This window comes from Klebsiella sp. CSG-1, from assembly GCF_056521145.1.
This window is the reverse complement of record NZ_JBWNLD010000005.1, coordinates 43,013-60,003: the sequence shown is the minus strand read 5'-3', so window position 1 is coordinate 60,003 and position 16,991 is coordinate 43,013. Positions and strand designations below refer to the sequence as shown.

The following is a 16,991-nucleotide window of genomic DNA, read 5'->3' as shown; positions in this document are numbered from 1 at the left end:
CTGTTCCCTGTGAATAACATTATCAATATCATGGATTATGGCTTAAGCCTCCAGGCCTGTATGCAGCCTGGCGCACAATAATCGGCGGGTCATCTGAACGGTGTAGATCGGTGGGAAACGGCGGGCTGCCCTTTATAACGGCCAAAAAAAAGCCCCGATCATCGGGGCTTTCTCTGTCGTTTCGACTTAGCTGTCGAGCGCCGGACGCTCGCTAATCGCGATACGCTGCGGGATAACCACTTCCGGCTCGTTACGGGTTAAATCAATGTGCAGCAACCCGTTATTGAATGTGGCACCGGAGACTTCCATATTTTCCGCCAGGGTAAAGCTCAGGCTAAAGGCCTGACTGACTAACCCCTGGTGCAGCCATTTCGTTTCTTTGTCAGCCTGCTGCGGCGTACCTTTCACGCTCAGGCGCGTCCCTTCCAGCTGAATATCCAGATCTTCCTGACGGAAACCGGCCAGCGCAAGGGTAATGCGATAGTGGTTATCGTCGCTTTTTTCAATGTTATACGGCGGGAAGCTCTGGCTTTCGCTGGTGGTTTGCAGTGCATTGGCCAGTTTGTCAAAACCGATCCATTGACGCAGCAGTGGGGATAAATCGTAGTTACGCATAATGTATTTCTCCTTCTATGAAGCGAGTTAATCTCTGCAAATCCTGTGGATTCGCATTTGCCCCCTGACGGCGAGCAAGTTGGCAGTATCGGGCCGCACGGCGACCCGGATAAAATTAGTTAATTTCGATACGGCGCGGTTTGTCCGCTTCCGGAATCACGCGTTCCAGATCGATATACAGCAGGCCGTTCACCAGGTTTGCACCGCGGATATGGATATTTTCCGCCAACTGGAATTTGCGCTCAAAGTTGCGTTCCGCAATGCCCTGATAAAGATAGGTACGTTCTTTCTGCTCGGTTGCATGGGCGCCTTTGACGACCAGCAAATTATCCTGCGCGGTGATCTCCAGTTCGCTCTCGGCAAAACCGGCCACGGCAATAGCGATGCGATAATGGTTTTCATCTACCAGCTCGACGTTATACGGAGGGTAGCCGCCATTACTCTGACTCTGATTGTTTTCTAACAGATTAAAAAGGCGGTCAAAACCAATAGCAGAACGATACAGCGGAGAGAGATCGAAATTACGCATAATAAAAAGCTCCTGAAATCAGCGAGAATTTATGACCTTCCATCATGGACAGGTCGTTATTACCCGGAATACCCCGCAGGCGTATCCTCATCGGGTCACATTTCTAAAATGTGGCTCATTCCGCCGTTTTCAAGCGCGAAAAACCATTTTTTTTTGCAGTTTCCTGTCGATTGCTTAGACTGGGTGGAAAGCACAAAAGGCAAAATGCGATGCCTGCCACAGTGCGGTGCAATAACGCTAGGCATTCATGGAATGGCTCGATATAACCGATATGAAGGTTACCTCAATGCCCGAAACAACGATGGAAGAATGATGAAAAGCGGTCTGTTAAAGCTGGTCCTGTTCAGCGGGATGGTGGGTTTGAGCGGTTGCTCCAGCGTGATGTCACATACCGGTGGAAAGGAAGGAACCTATCCGGGAACTCGCGCCAGCGCTCAAATGCTGGGAAACAGTGATGCCAACTGGGGAACAAAATCCCTGGTCGCACTCGATATGCCCTTCACGGCGGTGATGGACACGCTGCTGCTGCCGTGGGATATGTTCCGTACCGACAGCTCGATAAAATCACGCGTCGAGAAAAGTGAGAAGAGCTCGCTGGCGACCAACGCCGTGATTCCACCAGCGGCCATGCCAGCGCCTTGAGTTAAAACTCGACGTCGGTTATCCACAGCTGGCGATAGCCATTCACATCTTGCATCCAGGCAAGGTGTTTCCCGTCCGGTGAAAACACCACAGCATCCGCTGAAGGTGGGTTTTCATGATCGGCAGTCAAAAATGTAATTTCACCGCTCCGGGCATGACAGATAGCCATGCGGTTATCCAGCACAAATCCCAGCCACTCCCCTGACGGGTGCCAGTTAAAAGCCGATTGAATATCATTAACATTGTGGGTTAACTGCCGCAGATCGCGCCCCTGGGGGGAGATCAGCCAGAGTTGCACCACTCCCGCCTCGTCGCGCATCAGGAAGGCAATCTGCGTTGCCTGCGGGTTGGCCCGCACCCAGTGCCGCGGCGTATTGACCAGCCCCGGATAGCGTCGATGGTGAGTAAACGTTAAACGTCGCTGCATCACTCCGGCCGGCGGTGCAGGCATGGTGGTCTCCGTACCGGCCAGCGGCGTATCGCCCGGTTGCTTCCAGCCCCGCTCGCTCTCCGGGAGCGTCACAATAAACAGCTCAGGGATTCTGGCGCCATTGGTCGACAGCGTATCGCCGATAAATGCCAGCGCATGGTTCCCCACCCAGCCTTCTTCATAGGCGCGGTTAATCTCATCGCTGCCCGGCACCGGCGTCGGCGTTGTCCGGCTGACCAGCACGCTCCAGTGGCTGCCGCCATATTCACGCGGATGCTGCCCGTGCGGTGTGACCGGGCCATAAGGGGTCGCGACGCCGACGTTTCGCAGGTCAAGGGAGGCCGAACGTTGGTGCAGGACATGATCGTTATAAGTAAAGCTGACGAACTGCCCGTTTGGGCTATAGACATGGACATGGCTGCCGCCGCGCAGCGCGCCCGGCGTATACGGTGCGGTGATATCCATCGCCTCAAGGTTGTGCGTCGCGCCCTGATACGTCACCACGCCGCGGCGATGGTGAAAATCATACTGCCAGTTTTCATCCGGGTGTTCCGGACCATGTATAAAGACGTATTTATCCATCGCAGGATGAACGGTCACCACACCAACATGCGCCCCGTGTTCCGCACCATAGAGGATCTCTACGGCCCCGGTTTGCACATTAACCCGTTCAATCGTCTTTCCGGTAAATGAGGCTCCCGACGGACGAACGTCAAAGGCCAGCCACTGGCTGTCCGCAGTCCAGGTGCGCGTGTTGGTTAGCTGATGATGGCGGGGAGCAAAGGTGACTTGTTTCATAGAGATACCCTGATGCACAACGTTCACATCAGGGTATAGCATCGGACAGAATTAACCTACACGTTTAACATCGCCCGTCGGCAGGATACAGAAGTGGCCCCGGCAACGCGATTGCAGCGCTACAGACCAGAACCGGGCCGGGATAACGCGCACAAACCAGGCAAGCGCAGGAAAACGTTGCTTATTCCCGCTTTAGTGGTGTCGAATCGCGCCTGAATATGAGCGGATGTTCCAGCCCGAATGCAGCGACCTACGTCGACTATGGCGATGTAAACCACGAGAGTAAACCGCGACACCACGGTACTTCTGCAGGTGGATTCACAAGGACAGAACCCGACATCAGAAGGCTTCACCGACCTGGAAGTAAAAGCCGCTGCTGCCTTTGCCGATACCATAGTCGAGGCGAATATTCACCCGCGGTTTAAATTCAAAGCGATAGCCAACGCCCGCCGTCGGTAGCCAACGGCCGTCATTCAGAGAATCAACGGAAGGTCCCATCGTCCCTGCGCCAACCCAGGCAACAATGCCATGGCGCCAGGTAAGCTGGCGACGATACTCCAGCTGGGTGCTCAGCACATTTTTATCGCGATAGCGCCCCTGATAATAGCCGCGCATGCGTTCATCGCTGCCGAGAAGCGGCAGCATGCTCCACGGTACATCGCCGTGGGTAAATACTCCGTCGCTCTCCCACGCCAGGACGCTTTTGTCGCTGAGCGCGGTGTAGCGGCTGTAGTGAAGATGCCATTCATCAAATCGGGTATCGCTCCCCAGCCCCGGAGCATAGTGGGTATAGCGGAGGTCCGCATACTGGCCCTGGCGAGGGTTCGGAACAAAATCCCGATCGTCCCAGTTCACATCGATGCTGAAGCCAGAACTGAATACCGAGGGCCCCTGAGGAGTGCTTTCAATTTTGGGCAAATCGTCGCGGTCCGTCTCATCGGCATTCTGGGCGGCCAGTGACCAGCCCACGCCAAGATACACATTGTCCACCAGCTGTCGATATACGGTGGGCCGCAGCGTCAGTACCTGCGCGGTATATTTCTCTTTGCCACCGTCGTTATCGGCGGCAGTGAAACCTTGTCCCCAGTAATACGTTGGCGTATTGGCCAGCGAACCTTCGACAAAGATGCGCCAGAGATCGTCGGCAAAAAAGGCGTAGTTTTTTACGCTAATACCAAATGCGCCGGTGGAACTGGCGTAGCCGCTGAGCGTTAACGTCGAATTTTGACTGACGGTATCGGCGGGATCGGGGCGATACATGCCAACCATTGCGGTGCCGATTCCCAGACCTAGCTCCGGCGTGTAGAACGGCCCGGGCATCACGCCCCAGTCGATCCCTTTCGAAGCATCAAACTGGTCGCTGGCCCCCAGGTTTTTCAGCCAGTCATCAATATGTTCCTGGCTCAACGCCTGCGCCTGCCCGATAAAAGAGCATGCGGTACAACACAGAATGACGCTACGCAGCGTGCTCAAAAACGTTTCTCTCCGAGATAAAGGTGATGACGGCCGGCAATACGAAACTGCGTCGGGTTTGATTATAGTTGGCATCCGGCGTGGCTTTTTCGAGGGCGGTACGGGTTCATCGATATAAGAAGGAAAGCTTATCGAATTTGCAGCAATGAAGGGGAGACTTCTGTGCGGACTGGCGTGCGGTGAGGCAAAAATTCCCTAAGCGGTTAATTTAATGCATCATCAAGGCAGAATCAGGCCCGAAAACGCCGGGCCTGAAGATCGGGTCAGGATAAAACGTACTTCTCAATCGCCCATGCAACACCATCTTCAAGGTTCGATTTGGTGATGAAGTTGGCGGCTTCCTTCACGCTCGGAATCGCGTTATCCATCGCCACGCCGACGCCGGCAAACTCAATCATCGCAATGTCGTTTTCCTGATCGCCAATCGCCATGATCTCTTCCTGCTTGATATTCAGCGCATCGGCCAGAGACTTCACGCCGGTTCCTTTATTGACGCGCTTATCGAGGATTTCGAGGAAGTACGGCGCGCTTTTCAGCACGGTATACTTCTCTTTGACTTCCGCCGGGATGCGGGCGATAGCCTGGTCAAGGATTGCCGGCTCATCGATCATCATCACCTTCAGCAGCTGGATATTCGGGTCCATATTTTCTGCTTCGCAGAAGACCAGTGGAATCGTCGCCACGTAGGATTCATGCACCGTGTAGTAGCTCACATCGCGGTTCGCGGTGTATAGCGTATTGCGATCGAGAGCATGGAAGTGAGAGCCAACATCGCGGGAAAGCTGTTCAAGATAGCGGTAGTCATCATAGCTCAGCGCTGTTTGCGCCACGGTACTGCCGTCGCTTGCCTTCTGTACTAATGCGCCGTTGTAGGTGATGCAGTAGTCTCCCGGCTGCTCCATGTGCAGCTCTTTCAGATAGCTATGCACACCGGCATACGGCCGGCCGGTGGTGAGCACAACGTTGACGCCACGCGCGCGCGCCGCGGCAATCGCGGTTTTAACAGCAGGAGAGATGGTATGGTCAGGCAGCAGCAGCGTACCGTCCATATCAATTGCAATCAGTTTAATAGCCATGAGATCCCCAGGTAAGATGAGTCCTGGGCCATGCTAACGCGATTCCGCTCAAAAAACAGCAACAGAAGAAGGGGAAAACGAGGATAGGATCGAAACGAGGAATTCCTCTTTTAGGCCGGAGGAACGCCCGGATAGTGGCGCGAGGCGCCCTGTCCGGGCAACATATTCCGCAACCCCGGCCGGCATCGCGCCACCGGGGACCAGAAGATGAGCTTAGATATCGATGTTCGCCGCTTTCAGGGCGTTTTCTTCGATAAAGGCGCGGCGCGGTTCTACGGCATCGCCCATCAGGGTGGTGAACAGCTGATCGGCAGCAATCGCATCCTTCACGGTTACGCGCAGCATACGACGGCTATCCGGATCCATCGTGGTTTCCCACAGCTGATCCGGGTTCATCTCGCCCAGCCCTTTATAGCGCTGGATAGACAGACCACGACGGGACTCTTTCACCAGCCAGTCCAGCGCCTGCTCGAAGCTGGCTACCGGTTGACGGCGTTCGCCACGTTCGATAAACGCGTCGTCTTCGATAAGCCCACGCAGTTTCTCGCCCAGCGTGCAAATACGACGATACTCACCGCCGGTGATAAACTCGTGATCCAGCGGATAGTCGGTGTCCACGCCGTGGGTACGCACGCGGATAACCGGTTCGAACAGATGCAGCTCGGCATTTTCGTGAACATCGAATTTCCACAGGCTGCCGTGCTGCTCTTTCTCATTCAGATCGGTCACCAGCGAATTCACCCAACGGGTTACGGTCTGCTCATCGGACAGATCGGCTTCGTTCAACGTCGGCTGATAAATCAGCTCTTTCAGCAGCGCTTTCGGGAAGCGACGCTCCATGCGAACAATCATTTTCTGCGTCGCATTGAACTCGGCAACCAGTTTCTCTAATGGTTCACCCGCCAGGGCCGGGGCGCTGGCATTGGTGTGCAGGGTTGCGCCATCAAGGGCGATAGAGATCTGGTATTGATCCATCGCTTCATCGTCTTTGATGTACTGTTCCTGCTTGCCTTTCTTCACTTTGTACAGCGGCGGCTGGGCAATGTAGACATGGCCACGTTCAACAATTTCAGGCATCTGACGGTAGAAGAAGGTCAACAGCAGAGTACGAATGTGCGAGCCGTCGACGTCCGCATCGGTCATGATGATGATGCTGTGATAACGCAGTTTATCCGGGTTGTACTCATCGCGACCGATGCCGCAGCCCAGCGCGGTAATCAGCGTCGCCACTTCCTGAGAAGAGAGCATTTTATCGAAGCGGGCTTTCTCGACGTTGAGGATTTTACCCTTCAGCGGCAGGATTGCCTGGTTCTTACGGTTACGACCCTGCTTCGCAGAACCGCCCGCTGAGTCCCCTTCCACGAGGTACAGTTCGGAGAGCGCCGGGTCGCGTTCCTGGCAATCTGCCAGTTTACCCGGCAGGCCTGCCAGGTCCAGCGCGCCTTTACGGCGGGTCATTTCACGTGCACGACGCGCGGCTTCACGCGCGCGGGCCGCATCAATAATTTTGCCGACCACGATTTTGGCGTCAGACGGGTTTTCCAGCAGATATTCATTCAGCAGTTCGTTCATCTGCTGCTCTACCGCCGTTTTCACCTCGGAGGAAACCAGTTTGTCTTTGGTCTGTGAGGAGAACTTCGGATCCGGAACCTTCACGGAAACCACGGCAATCAGGCCTTCACGCGCATCGTCGCCGGTGGCACTGACCTTCGCTTTTTTGCTGTAGCCTTCTTTATCCATGTAGGCGTTCAGGGTACGGGTCATCGCCGCACGGAAGCCCGCCAGGTGCGTACCGCCGTCGCGCTGTGGAATGTTGTTGGTAAAGCAGTAGATGTTCTCCTGGAAACCGTCGTTCCACTGCAGCGCGACTTCAACGCCAATACCGTCTTTTTCGGTGGAGAAATAGAAGATATTCGGATGGATCGGCGTTTTGTTCTTGTTGAGATACTCAACGAACGCCTTGATGCCGCCTTCGTAGTGGAAATGGTCTTCTTTGCCGTCACGCTTGTCGCGCAGGCGGATAGACACCCCTGAGTTCAGGAATGACAACTCACGCAGGCGTTTTGCCAGGATTTCGTATTCGAATTCGATGACATTGGTGAAGGTTTCATAGCTCGGCCAGAAACGCACCATGGTACCGGTTTTTTCGGTATCACCGGTTACGGCCAGCGGTGCCTGCGGTACGCCGTGGGCGTAGATCTGGCGGTGAATCTTGTTGTCGCGCTGAATCACCAGCTCCAGTTTCTGTGACAGGGCGTTAACTACAGAGACGCCCACGCCGTGCAGACCACCGGAGACTTTATAGGAGTTATCATCAAATTTACCGCCTGCGTGCAGTACGGTCATGATGACTTCAGCTGCCGACACACCCTCTTCCGGGTGAATACCGGTCGGAATACCGCGGCCATCGTCCTGTACGGAGACAGAGTTATCGCTATGGATAGTGACAACGATGTCTTTACAGTAACCTGCGAGCGCTTCGTCGATAGCGTTATCCACAACCTCGAATACCATGTGGTGCAGACCGGTGCCGTCATCCGTGTCGCCGATATACATACCCGGGCGCTTACGCACCGCATCCAGCCCTTTCAGGACTTTGATACTGGAGGAGTCATAAGAATTCGACATCAACGTTTCTCGCTCATTTAAACTTAGGTTAATCCGTTATTTTACCCTTTTCCACGGTGAACATCTTCGAATTTTTGTCCGACATGTCCATTACGTGTTCAGCGCCGATCGCGCTGACGAAAACCTGCGACTGCGTGGCTTTTAAGCGGCTGGCAAGCAGTCCGCGCCGCGCGTCATCAAGTTCCGAGGCAAAATCATCTATCAGATACAGACAGCGTCTCCCGCTTTCGCGGGTTAAAAACTCGCCCTGCGCCAGTCGTAGCGCGCACATCAGGAGTTTAAGCTGCCCACGTGACAAAGTATCTTCGACCGGCGCACCATCGGCACGAATGCGGAAATCCGCTTTGTGCGGGCCGTGGGCGGTGTAGGTCAGCATGCGGTCACGCTCGAAGTTTCTCTCCAGCACTTCGGAATAATCCGTTTCTTTCTCCCAGCCGCGCTGGAATGAGAAGGTCAGAGAGAATTCAGGTAAAAACTGTTTACAGGTATCCGCCATGTCTTCGACGATCGCGGCGCTATATTCGGCACGCCAGCGGCTGATTTGTTCCGCCAGCGGAATCAGTTCCAGATCCCAGGGACGTATCTGCGCATAGCGGCTGACCTGGCGCAGCGCGGCATTACGCTGCTTCAACAAGCGCTTCAAATTGCTCCAGGCGGTAAAGAATCCGGCTTCGTTGTGAAAGCATCCCCAGTCGAGGAACGCTCTTCTGTATTTGGGGCCGCCGTTGAGTAATGTAAACCCCTCCGGCGTAATCAGCTGCATCGGCATCAGGTGCGCCAGTTCCGCCACTTTGTGGCCGTCGCTACCGTCAATACGGACCTTGCTGTCGCCCTGTTTATCTTTAGTCAGGCCGATGGAGATTTCACGTTCTTCGCCCTGCAGGCGTCCGTGCAGCACGAACGACTCCTGCTCATGGCGAATCACCCGGCCAATTTGCAAGCTGCGAAACGCCCGACCGTGGCCGAGCGTATAGATGGCCTCGAGCACACTGGTTTTGCCGCTGCCGTTGGCGCCAACCAGAAAGTTAAAGCCGGGAGATAAGGCGAGATCCGCATTTTCAATGTTGCGGAAATCTTTGATCAGGAGTCGGGATAGCGACATAGTCAGCTCATAACCAAGGCATTATCGTCGCAGTTAGTCTGGTTACGGCCAGCGCGCAGCAACCGGAGCGTACTAAAGTACGTGAGGATTGCGAGCACTGCCCGGAGCCAGAATAACAAGTCAGATAGCCCGATATTCTTTACAAGCGCATAGGCATGACAACGTAAGCTGCGGATTGTGATGCCGCATCCTCAATCTGCACGCTCGATACCGAGTCGGTCAGCAAAATACGCACATTTTCGCACTTCAGCGCATTAAGCACATCCAGCACATAGCTGACGTTAAAGCCGATTTCCATCTCGCTGCCGGAGTAGGAAACGTCGAGAATCTCTTCCGCTTCTTCCTGTTCCGGGTTATTGGCGGTGATTTTCAGCTGATTTTCGCTGACATAGAGACGCACGCCGCGGAATTTTTCGTTCGACAGAATCGCGGCACGGGCAAAGGCCTGCTTAAGAATATCGCAGCCGGCATCCAGATGTTTATCGGGATTCTTCGGCAATACCCGGCGATAATCAGGGAAACGGCCATCAACCAGCTTCGATGTGAAGATAAAGTCACCGACGTGGGCGCGAATATTGTTGCTGCCAATCTGCACGCGCAGCGGCGTATCGCCGCCATCAAGCATGCGCATCAGCTCAATCACCCCTTTACGCGGCACGATCACCGAATGGTTCGGCAACGATTCACCCAGCGGCATTGAACAGACCGCCAGACGGTGTCCGTCGGTGGCAACGGTACGCAGTTCGTCACCTTCGGTTTCAAACAGCATGCCGTTTAAGTAATAACGCACATCCTGATGCGCCATCGAAAACTGCGTGGCTTCAATCAGGCGCTTCATCGTCGCCTGCGGCAGGGTAAATTCGACTTCACTCTGCCAGTCATCAAGATTCGGGAAATCGGCAGCGGGCAGGGTCGACAGCGAAAAACGGCTGCGTCCGGAACGCACCAGCATCCGATCGCCTTCCAGCTGAACGGCAATCTCCGCGCCTTCGGGCAGGCCGCGGCAGATATCAAAGAATTTTCGCGCCGGAACGGTCGTTGCACCCGCCTCATGAGGTTGAATCAGCGCAACGCGCGCCACCATTTCCATTTCGAGGTCCGTACCGGTCAGCGACAGCGCGCCATCCGAGACCTGAAGCAGCAGGTTACCGAGAATTGGCAGCGTCGGACGACCCCCTAAGGGACCGCTCACCTGTTGCAGCGGTTTTAATAAATGTTCACGTTCTACGGTAAATTTCATAGCGTCACGAGGATAATGTTCTGATTAAATTGGAAAAGTCTTCTTTGATATCGTGGCTTTCTTCACGCAGCTGCTCAATCTTACGGCAGGCGTGTAGCACGGTGGTATGGTCGCGACCGCCAAACGCATCGCCGATTTCCGGCAAACTATGGTTGGTCAGTTCTTTCGCCAGCGCCATCGCCATCTGGCGTGGACGCGCCACCGAACGGGAGCGGCGTTTCGACAACAGGTCCGCTACCTTAATCTTGTAATATTCCGCCACCGTCTTCTGAATATTGTCGATGGTGACCAGTTTTTCCTGCAGCGCCAGCAGATCGCGCAGCGCTTCACGCACGAAATCGATGGTGATCGCCCGGCCGGTAAAGTTGGCATTGGCGATAACGCGGTTCAGCGCCCCTTCCAGCTCACGTACGTTAGAGCGTAGACGCTTGGCAATAAAGAAGGCCACTTCTCCCGGCAGACGAATGTCGTTTTCGTCGGCCTTTTTCATCAGGATCGCCACGCGGGTTTCCAGCTCAGGCGGCTCGATCGCCACCGTCAGCCCCCAGCCAAAGCGGGATTTCAGACGATCCTCAACACCATTGATCTCTTTCGGATAGCGATCCGAAGTGAGAATGATCTGCTGATTACCCTCCAGCAGAGCATTAAAGGTGTGGAAAAACTCTTCCTGAGAGCGCTCTTTATTGGCAAAGAACTGAATATCATCGATCAACAGGGCGTCGACGGAGCGGTAGTAGCGTTTAAACTCTTCAATGGCGTTGTTCTGTAACGCTTTAACCATGTCCTGAACAAAACGCTCCGAGTGCATATAGACCACTTTGGCGTTGGGTTTGCGCGCAACAATGCCGTTACCGACCGCGTGCAACAGGTGGGTTTTACCCAGACCGGTACCGCCATAAAGGAATAAAGGGTTATATGCGCCACCCGGGTTATCGGCGACCTGACGCGCCGCCGCACGAGCCAGCTGGTTAGATTTACCTTCCACAAAATTGTCGAAGGTGTGCTTAACGTTAACGTTAGAGCGGTAGGTAGGCTCCGCCGGTGCCGGGACGTTATCCCAGCCGGGACGCACGATCGTTGGCGCGACGCGCGCCGTCTGAACCTGCGCTGCCGGTACGGCGGTCGCAACATGCGTATTTACCGCGCCGCGCTGCGCCTGCACCGCCGGGCGAGTCCCGACTTCAAATCGCAGTTGTGGGGCATCAGCACCGCAAAAATCATTGAGGAGTCCATTGATATTATTGAGGTATTTATCCCTTACCCAATCGAGCACAAAACGGTTTGGCGCATACAGTGCCAACGTGTTATCGCTCAATTCCGCCTGCAACGGGCGTATCCACATACTGAATTCTGTGGCTGGTAACTCATCCTGCAATCGGGCAAGACACTGCTGCCAAAGCGAAAGTGACACGGCGGACTCCACTCGAACATAAAATCGATATAAAGAAAAAAAGAAACAATCGTGATTGTTGGCACACGTCGACAAGACCCAGCATTGGCCGAAAAGCCCCTGCACAAAAGGGGTGACGCGCGAACCGCTATCTGCGGTATTTATCCGATGCGGATCGGTGGATCGCGATCAGGACCGGGGATCATAGCCTAAACTGAGAAAGATATCTTGTGTTTCTCAACAGATTCTTCCCGATTTATCCACAGGAAGGATCAAAGCCGGGTAAGTGTAATCGATCCGGAGAGGAGTGAGGCACGATTTCGCCCACATATTGGAAAATTTAATGAGCTATGCTGGTTTAGGGCCTAAACGATCTAACAAAGATCCTTTACGATCCTTGCGCTTTACCCGTCAGGCCGTATAATCCTCCACCCGGCGCGTAATGCCCGTTTTCCGTTGCCTGTCGCAGGTCATTTTTTGTGCGACAAGGTGCGAGAAATAAGGAAAGAGAATTGACTCCGGAGTGTACAATTATTACAATCCGGCCTCTTTAATCACCATCGCTGCCGCGTAAGTCGTTCGAAGTTCGTTCGGGTATACGCAAAAGTCAGTGAAATTATTCAAGTTTAGGTAGAAACCGCCATGAAACGCACTTTTCAACCGTCTGTACTGAAGCGCAACCGTTCTCACGGCTTCCGTGCACGTATGGCTACTAAAAATGGTCGTCAGGTTCTGGCACGTCGTCGTGCTAAAAGCCGTGCTCGTCTGACCGTTTCCAAGTAATAAAGCTAACCCTGCGTGGTTAAGCTCGCATTTCCCAGGGAGTTACGTTTGTTAACTCCCAGTCATTTCACTTTCGTCTTCCAGCAGCCACAACGGGCTGGCACGCCGCAAATCACCATCCTCGGCCGCCTGAATTCGCTGGGGCATCCCCGCATCGGTCTTACCGTCGCCAAGAAAAACGTCAAACGCGCACATGAACGCAATCGGATTAAACGTCTGACGCGTGAAAGTTTTCGTTTGCGTCAACATGAACTCCCGCCAATGGATTTCGTGGTGGTGGCAAAGAAAGGGGTTGCTGACCTCGATAACCGTGCTCTCTCGGAAGCGTTGGAAAAATTATGGCGCCGCCATTGTCGCCTGGCTCCCGGGTCCTGATAGGCCTTATTCGGGTCTATCAGCGCCTGATTAGTCCGCTACTCGGGCCGCATTGTCGTTTCACGCCAACCTGTTCAAGCTACGGAATTGAGGCATTGCGCAGGTTTGGAGTGATAAAAGGCAGTTGGTTGACAGTGAAACGCGTATTAAAATGCCACCCTTTACACCCTGGTGGTGACGATCCCGTCCCGCCTGGACCATTTGATACCAGAGAACACTAACGATGGATTCGCAACGCAATCTTCTTATCATCGCTTTGTTGTTCGTGTCTTTCATGATCTGGCAAGCCTGGGAGCAGGATAACAATCCTCAGGCTCAGCAACAGACCACGCAGACAACGACCACAGCAGCGGGTAGCGCCGCCGACCAGGGCGTACCGGCCAGTGGCCAGGGGAAACTGATTACGGTAAAAACCGATGTGCTTGAGCTGACCATCAACACCCGCGGTGGTGATGTGGAGCAAGCGCTGCTTCCGGCTTATCCGAAAGCACTGAAGTCGACTGAACCGTTCCAGTTACTGGAAACCACGCCACAGTTTATCTATCAGGCTCAAAGCGGCTTAACCGGTCGTGATGGCCCGGATAACCCGGCTAATGGAGCCCGCCCGCTGTATAACGTCGATAAAGATGCGTTTGTGCTGGCGGAAGGCCAGAACGAAATCGTCATTCCGCTGACGTATACCGATAAAGCAGGCAACGTCTTCACCAAAACCTTCACGCTGAAACGCGGTGATTATGCGGTGAACGTGGGTTATAACGTGCAGAACGTTGGTGAAAAACCGCTGGAGATTTCTACCTTCGGTCAGTTGAAACAGACTGCCAACCTGCCAACCAGCCGCGATACCCAAACCGGTGGCCTGTCTACGATGCACACCTTCCGTGGTGCCGCGTACTCAACGTCGGAATCGAAATACGAAAAATATAAATTCGATACCATCGTCGATAACGAAAACCTGAACGTCAGCACCAAAGACGGTTGGGTGGCGATGCTGCAGCAGTACTTCACCACCGCATGGGTTCCGCATAACGCTGGTACCAACAGCTTCTACACCGCCAACCTCGGCAACGGTGTTGTCGCAATCGGCTATAAATCGCAGCCGGTACTGGTACAGCCGGGTCAAACCGACAAGCTGGAAAGCATTCTGTGGGTCGGTCCGGCCATTCAGGACAAAATGGCTGCCGTCGCGCCGCACCTGGATCTGACCGTCGACTACGGCTGGCTGTGGTTCATCTCCCAACCGCTGTTTAAGCTGCTGAAATTCATCCACAGCTTCCTCGGTAACTGGGGCTTCTCGATTATCGTTATCACCTTTATCGTTCGTGGCATCATGTACCCGCTGACCAAAGCGCAGTACACCTCCATGGCGAAGATGCGCATGCTGCAGCCGAAGATTCAGGCAATGCGTGAGCGTCTGGGCGATGACAAACAGCGCCAAAGCCAGGAAATGATGGCCCTGTATAAAGCAGAAAAGGTCAACCCGCTGGGTGGCTGCTTCCCGCTGATTATTCAGATGCCAATCTTCCTTGCGCTGTACTACATGCTGAGCGCCTCGGTTGAACTGCGTCATGCGCCGTTTATCCTGTGGATCCACGACCTGTCAGCGCAAGACCCGTACTACATCCTGCCGATCATCATGGGCGCGACGATGTTCTTCATTCAGAAGATGTCTCCGACCACCGTGACCGACCCGATGCAGCAGAAGATCATGACCTTTATGCCGGTCATCTTTACGGTGTTCTTCCTGTGGTTCCCGTCAGGTCTGGTGGTTTACTATATCGTCAGCAACCTGGTGACCATTATTCAGCAGCAGCTGATTTACCGTGGTCTCGAGAAACGTGGTCTGCATAGCCGCGAGAAGAAAAAGAGCTGATACTCTGCTTAAGCCGCAGTAGAATCAATGCCAGAGAAGGCGGTCAATAGACCGCCTTTTTTACATTTACATAGAGAGTCATCATGAGCCATAACGACACTATCGTCGCCCAGGCAACCCCACCGGGACGCGGTGGTGTGGGCATCCTGCGCATCTCCGGCCTCAAAGCGCGCGACGTCGCGCAAGCGGTTCTCGGCAAGCTGCCAAAACCGCGCTACGCCGATTATCTGCCCTTTAAAGATACCGACGGCACGCCGCTGGATCAGGGTATTGCGCTATGGTTCCCCGGCCCGAACTCCTTTACCGGTGAAGATGTCCTGGAACTCCAGGGCCACGGCGGCCCGGTGATTCTGGATCTGCTACTGAAACGAATCCTGACGCTGCCGGGCGTGCGTATCGCCAGGCCCGGGGAGTTCTCTGAACGCGCATTTCTTAACGATAAGCTCGATCTCGCCCAGGCTGAAGCGATTGCTGACCTGATTGACGCCAGCTCCGAGCAGGCAGCACGCTCGGCGCTCAACTCGCTGCAGGGCGCCTTCTCTGCCCGGGTGAATCATCTGGTGGAAGCGCTGACCCATCTGCGTATCTATGTTGAAGCCGCTATCGACTTCCCGGATGAAGAGATAGATTTCCTCTCCGACGGTAAAATTGAAGCCCAGCTCAACGGCGTGATTGCCGATCTTGATGCCGTTCGCGCCGAGGCCCGCCAGGGCAGCCTGCTGCGAGAAGGGATGAAAGTGGTGATAGCCGGCCGACCGAACGCCGGGAAGTCGAGCCTGCTGAACGCGCTGGCCGGGCGCGAAGCGGCGATCGTGACCGATATTGCCGGAACCACCCGCGATGTGCTGCGCGAGCATATCCATATCGACGGCATGCCGCTGCATATCATTGATACCGCAGGACTCCGCGATGCCAATGATGAGGTTGAACGCATTGGTATTGAACGTGCCTGGCAGGAAATCGAGCAGGCCGATCGGGTACTGTTCATGGTGGACGGTACGACCACCCGCGCCGTCGACCCGGCGGAGATCTGGCCAGACTTTATCGAGCGTTTACCGGCGAAACTGCCGATTACCGTGGTGCGAAATAAAGCCGATGTCACCGGCGAAACGCTGGGTATCAGTGAAGTGAATGGCCACTCGCTGATTCGGCTGTCGGCGCGAACCGGAGAGGGCATAGATGTCCTGCGCAACCATCTCAAGCAGAGCATGGGCTTCGATACCAATATGGAAGGCGGTTTCCTCGCCCGTCGTCGCCACCTGCAGGCGCTGTCAGAAGCCGCCAGCCATCTACAGCAGGGCAAAGCGCAGCTGCTTGGCGCCTGGGCCGGCGAGCTGCTGGCGGAAGAGCTGCGGCTCGCGCAGCAGGCGCTGAGCGAAATCACCGGCGAGTTTACCTCTGATGACCTGCTGGGGCGCATTTTCTCCAGCTTCTGTATCGGGAAATAACGCGGCATCACTGCGCATTGGTGAGCATGAACTAACCTGCATCAACATAATGTTTATGCAGGTTTTTTTATTTCCCTGGCAGGGGGTTTTCCCTTTAATCTCACGATCCCACCGACGCAAGGTTGCTTCCTGTAACGTGGCATCATTAAATGTCATGACCCTCCCACAGCAGGATAGCGTCATGACTTCTGATTACACCGTTATCGAGACCGTCCCGTCGGCAGAGGATTTTTGCCGTTTACGCCTTATTGCCGGCATGTCCCCGCGCCCGCTGGAGGGCGTGAAGGCCGGGTTGCCGCGCAGCTGCTATGGCGTGCATATCCTCTGGCAAGGCGTTCCCGTGGGCATGGGGCGCATCGTCGGTGATGGCGCGGTGAATTTCGACATCGTCGATGTGGCGGTCGATCCGGCGCACCAGGGGAAAGGGCTGGGAAGAGTCATCATGGAAAAGATCGTCAGCTGGCTGGACGCTAACGCCTGCCAGGGTGCCTATGTCACGCTGGTCGCCGACGTCCCCGGGCTGTACGCGAAGTTTGGGTTTACCCCGGTGCGCCCGGCCAGCGAAGGAATGGCCAGAGTCTGGTAGTTTATC

At 54.8% G+C, this 16,991-nt stretch carries 17 protein-coding genes and 1 other annotated feature; of the genes, 8 read left to right on the top strand and 9 right to left on the bottom strand.

Going from position 1 to position 16,991, the window contains the following annotated elements; genetic code table 11:
• Positions 1-186: 186 nt before the first annotated feature.
• Complete coding sequence (ibpB, locus tag AC007G_RS13580) at positions 187-615, bottom strand: small heat shock chaperone IbpB (protein WP_015585468.1); 429 nt, start codon at positions 613-615, stop codon at positions 187-189.
• 115 nt (positions 616-730) lie between these two features.
• Positions 731-1,144 carry a small heat shock chaperone IbpA gene (gene ibpA / locus AC007G_RS13575; protein ID WP_004869150.1) on the bottom strand — a complete coding sequence of 138 codons (414 nt, stop codon included), beginning with the start codon at positions 1,142-1,144 and terminating at the stop codon, positions 731-733.
• Positions 1,138-1,211 (bottom strand) — a sequence feature (ROSE (Repression Of Heat Shock gene Expression) occurs in the 5'-region of heat shock genes and acts as an RNA thermometer to modulate expression.). (Overlaps the previous gene by 7 nt.)
• Before the next feature lie 242 nt (positions 1,212-1,453).
• On the opposite strand from ibpA, the gene AC007G_RS13570 reads away from it, so the two are divergent.
• The gene (locus AC007G_RS13570; protein ID WP_032690175.1) at positions 1,454-1,786 is read left to right on the top strand and encodes a YceK/YidQ family lipoprotein; all 333 of its coding nucleotides are present in this window, start codon (positions 1,454-1,456) and stop codon (positions 1,784-1,786) included.
• A 1-nt stretch (position 1,787) separates the two neighbouring features.
• Here AC007G_RS13570 and AC007G_RS13565 read toward each other — a convergent pair whose 3' ends face one another.
• The 7 genes from AC007G_RS13565 to dnaA all read right to left on the bottom strand — a co-directional run bounded on the left by AC007G_RS13565 (position 1,788) and on the right by dnaA (position 11,944).
• Complete coding sequence (locus AC007G_RS13565; protein ID WP_099001447.1) at positions 1,788-3,014, bottom strand: YidR family protein; 1,227 nt, start codon at positions 3,012-3,014, stop codon at positions 1,788-1,790.
• 339 nt (positions 3,015-3,353) lie between these two features.
• Positions 3,354-4,487 carry a BamA/TamA family outer membrane protein gene (locus AC007G_RS13560; RefSeq protein WP_142630230.1) on the bottom strand — a complete coding sequence of 378 codons (1,134 nt, stop codon included), beginning with the start codon at positions 4,485-4,487 and terminating at the stop codon, positions 3,354-3,356.
• A gap of 263 nt (positions 4,488-4,750) precedes the next feature.
• Entirely contained in the window at positions 4,751-5,563 is an 813-nt protein-coding gene (gene yidA, locus AC007G_RS13555) for a sugar-phosphatase (protein ID WP_032690173.1), read from the bottom strand.
• 213 nt (positions 5,564-5,776) lie between these two features.
• Complete coding sequence (gene gyrB / locus AC007G_RS13550) at positions 5,777-8,191, bottom strand: DNA topoisomerase (ATP-hydrolyzing) subunit B (protein WP_004869170.1); 2,415 nt, start codon at positions 8,189-8,191, stop codon at positions 5,777-5,779.
• 28 nt (positions 8,192-8,219) lie between these two features.
• On the bottom strand, positions 8,220-9,293 hold the full coding sequence (gene recF / locus AC007G_RS13545; protein ID WP_032690172.1) for a DNA replication/repair protein RecF: 1,074 nt from the start codon (positions 9,291-9,293) through the stop codon (positions 8,220-8,222).
• Positions 9,294-9,432: 139 nt separating this feature from the next.
• Positions 9,433-10,533, bottom strand: a complete 1,101-nt coding sequence (gene dnaN, locus AC007G_RS13540; RefSeq protein WP_004869173.1) for a DNA polymerase III subunit beta — start codon at positions 10,531-10,533, stop codon at positions 9,433-9,435.
• A gap of 4 nt (positions 10,534-10,537) precedes the next feature.
• On the bottom strand, positions 10,538-11,944 hold the full coding sequence (gene dnaA, locus AC007G_RS13535; RefSeq protein WP_032690170.1) for a chromosomal replication initiator protein DnaA: 1,407 nt from the start codon (positions 11,942-11,944) through the stop codon (positions 10,538-10,540).
• Positions 11,945-12,266: 322 nt separating this feature from the next.
• Between dnaA and AC007G_RS13530 the strand changes: the two genes are divergently transcribed.
• The 7 genes from AC007G_RS13530 to AC007G_RS13500 all read left to right on the top strand — a co-directional run bounded on the left by AC007G_RS13530 (position 12,267) and on the right by AC007G_RS13500 (position 16,985).
• The gene (locus tag AC007G_RS13530) at positions 12,267-12,347 is read left to right on the top strand and encodes a hypothetical protein (protein ID WP_418325380.1); all 81 of its coding nucleotides are present in this window, start codon (positions 12,267-12,269) and stop codon (positions 12,345-12,347) included.
• Between the two features lie 218 nt (positions 12,348-12,565).
• The gene (gene rpmH / locus AC007G_RS13525) at positions 12,566-12,706 is read left to right on the top strand and encodes a 50S ribosomal protein L34 (protein ID WP_004871828.1); all 141 of its coding nucleotides are present in this window, start codon (positions 12,566-12,568) and stop codon (positions 12,704-12,706) included.
• A gap of 15 nt (positions 12,707-12,721) precedes the next feature.
• Positions 12,722-13,081, top strand: a complete 360-nt coding sequence (rnpA, locus tag AC007G_RS13520) for a ribonuclease P protein component (RefSeq protein WP_049264554.1) — start codon at positions 12,722-12,724, stop codon at positions 13,079-13,081.
• Positions 13,045-13,302 carry a membrane protein insertion efficiency factor YidD gene (gene yidD, locus AC007G_RS13515; RefSeq protein WP_015585463.1) on the top strand — a complete coding sequence of 86 codons (258 nt, stop codon included), beginning with the start codon at positions 13,045-13,047 and terminating at the stop codon, positions 13,300-13,302. The genes rnpA and yidD overlap by 37 nt, the downstream gene beginning before the upstream one ends.
• Before the next feature lie 2 nt (positions 13,303-13,304).
• A complete protein-coding gene (yidC, locus tag AC007G_RS13510) occupies positions 13,305-14,951 on the top strand; it encodes a membrane protein insertase YidC (RefSeq protein WP_032690168.1) in 1,647 nt (548 codons plus the stop codon).
• Between the two features lie 83 nt (positions 14,952-15,034).
• Entirely contained in the window at positions 15,035-16,399 is a 1,365-nt protein-coding gene (gene mnmE, locus AC007G_RS13505; protein ID WP_032690167.1) for a tRNA uridine-5-carboxymethylaminomethyl(34) synthesis GTPase MnmE, read from the top strand.
• A 181-nt stretch (positions 16,400-16,580) separates the two neighbouring features.
• Positions 16,581-16,985: a GNAT family N-acetyltransferase gene (locus tag AC007G_RS13500; RefSeq protein WP_032690166.1), complete on the top strand. Its 405-nt coding sequence runs from the start codon at positions 16,581-16,583 to the stop codon at positions 16,983-16,985.
• The last annotated feature ends 6 nt before the right edge of the window (positions 16,986-16,991 follow it).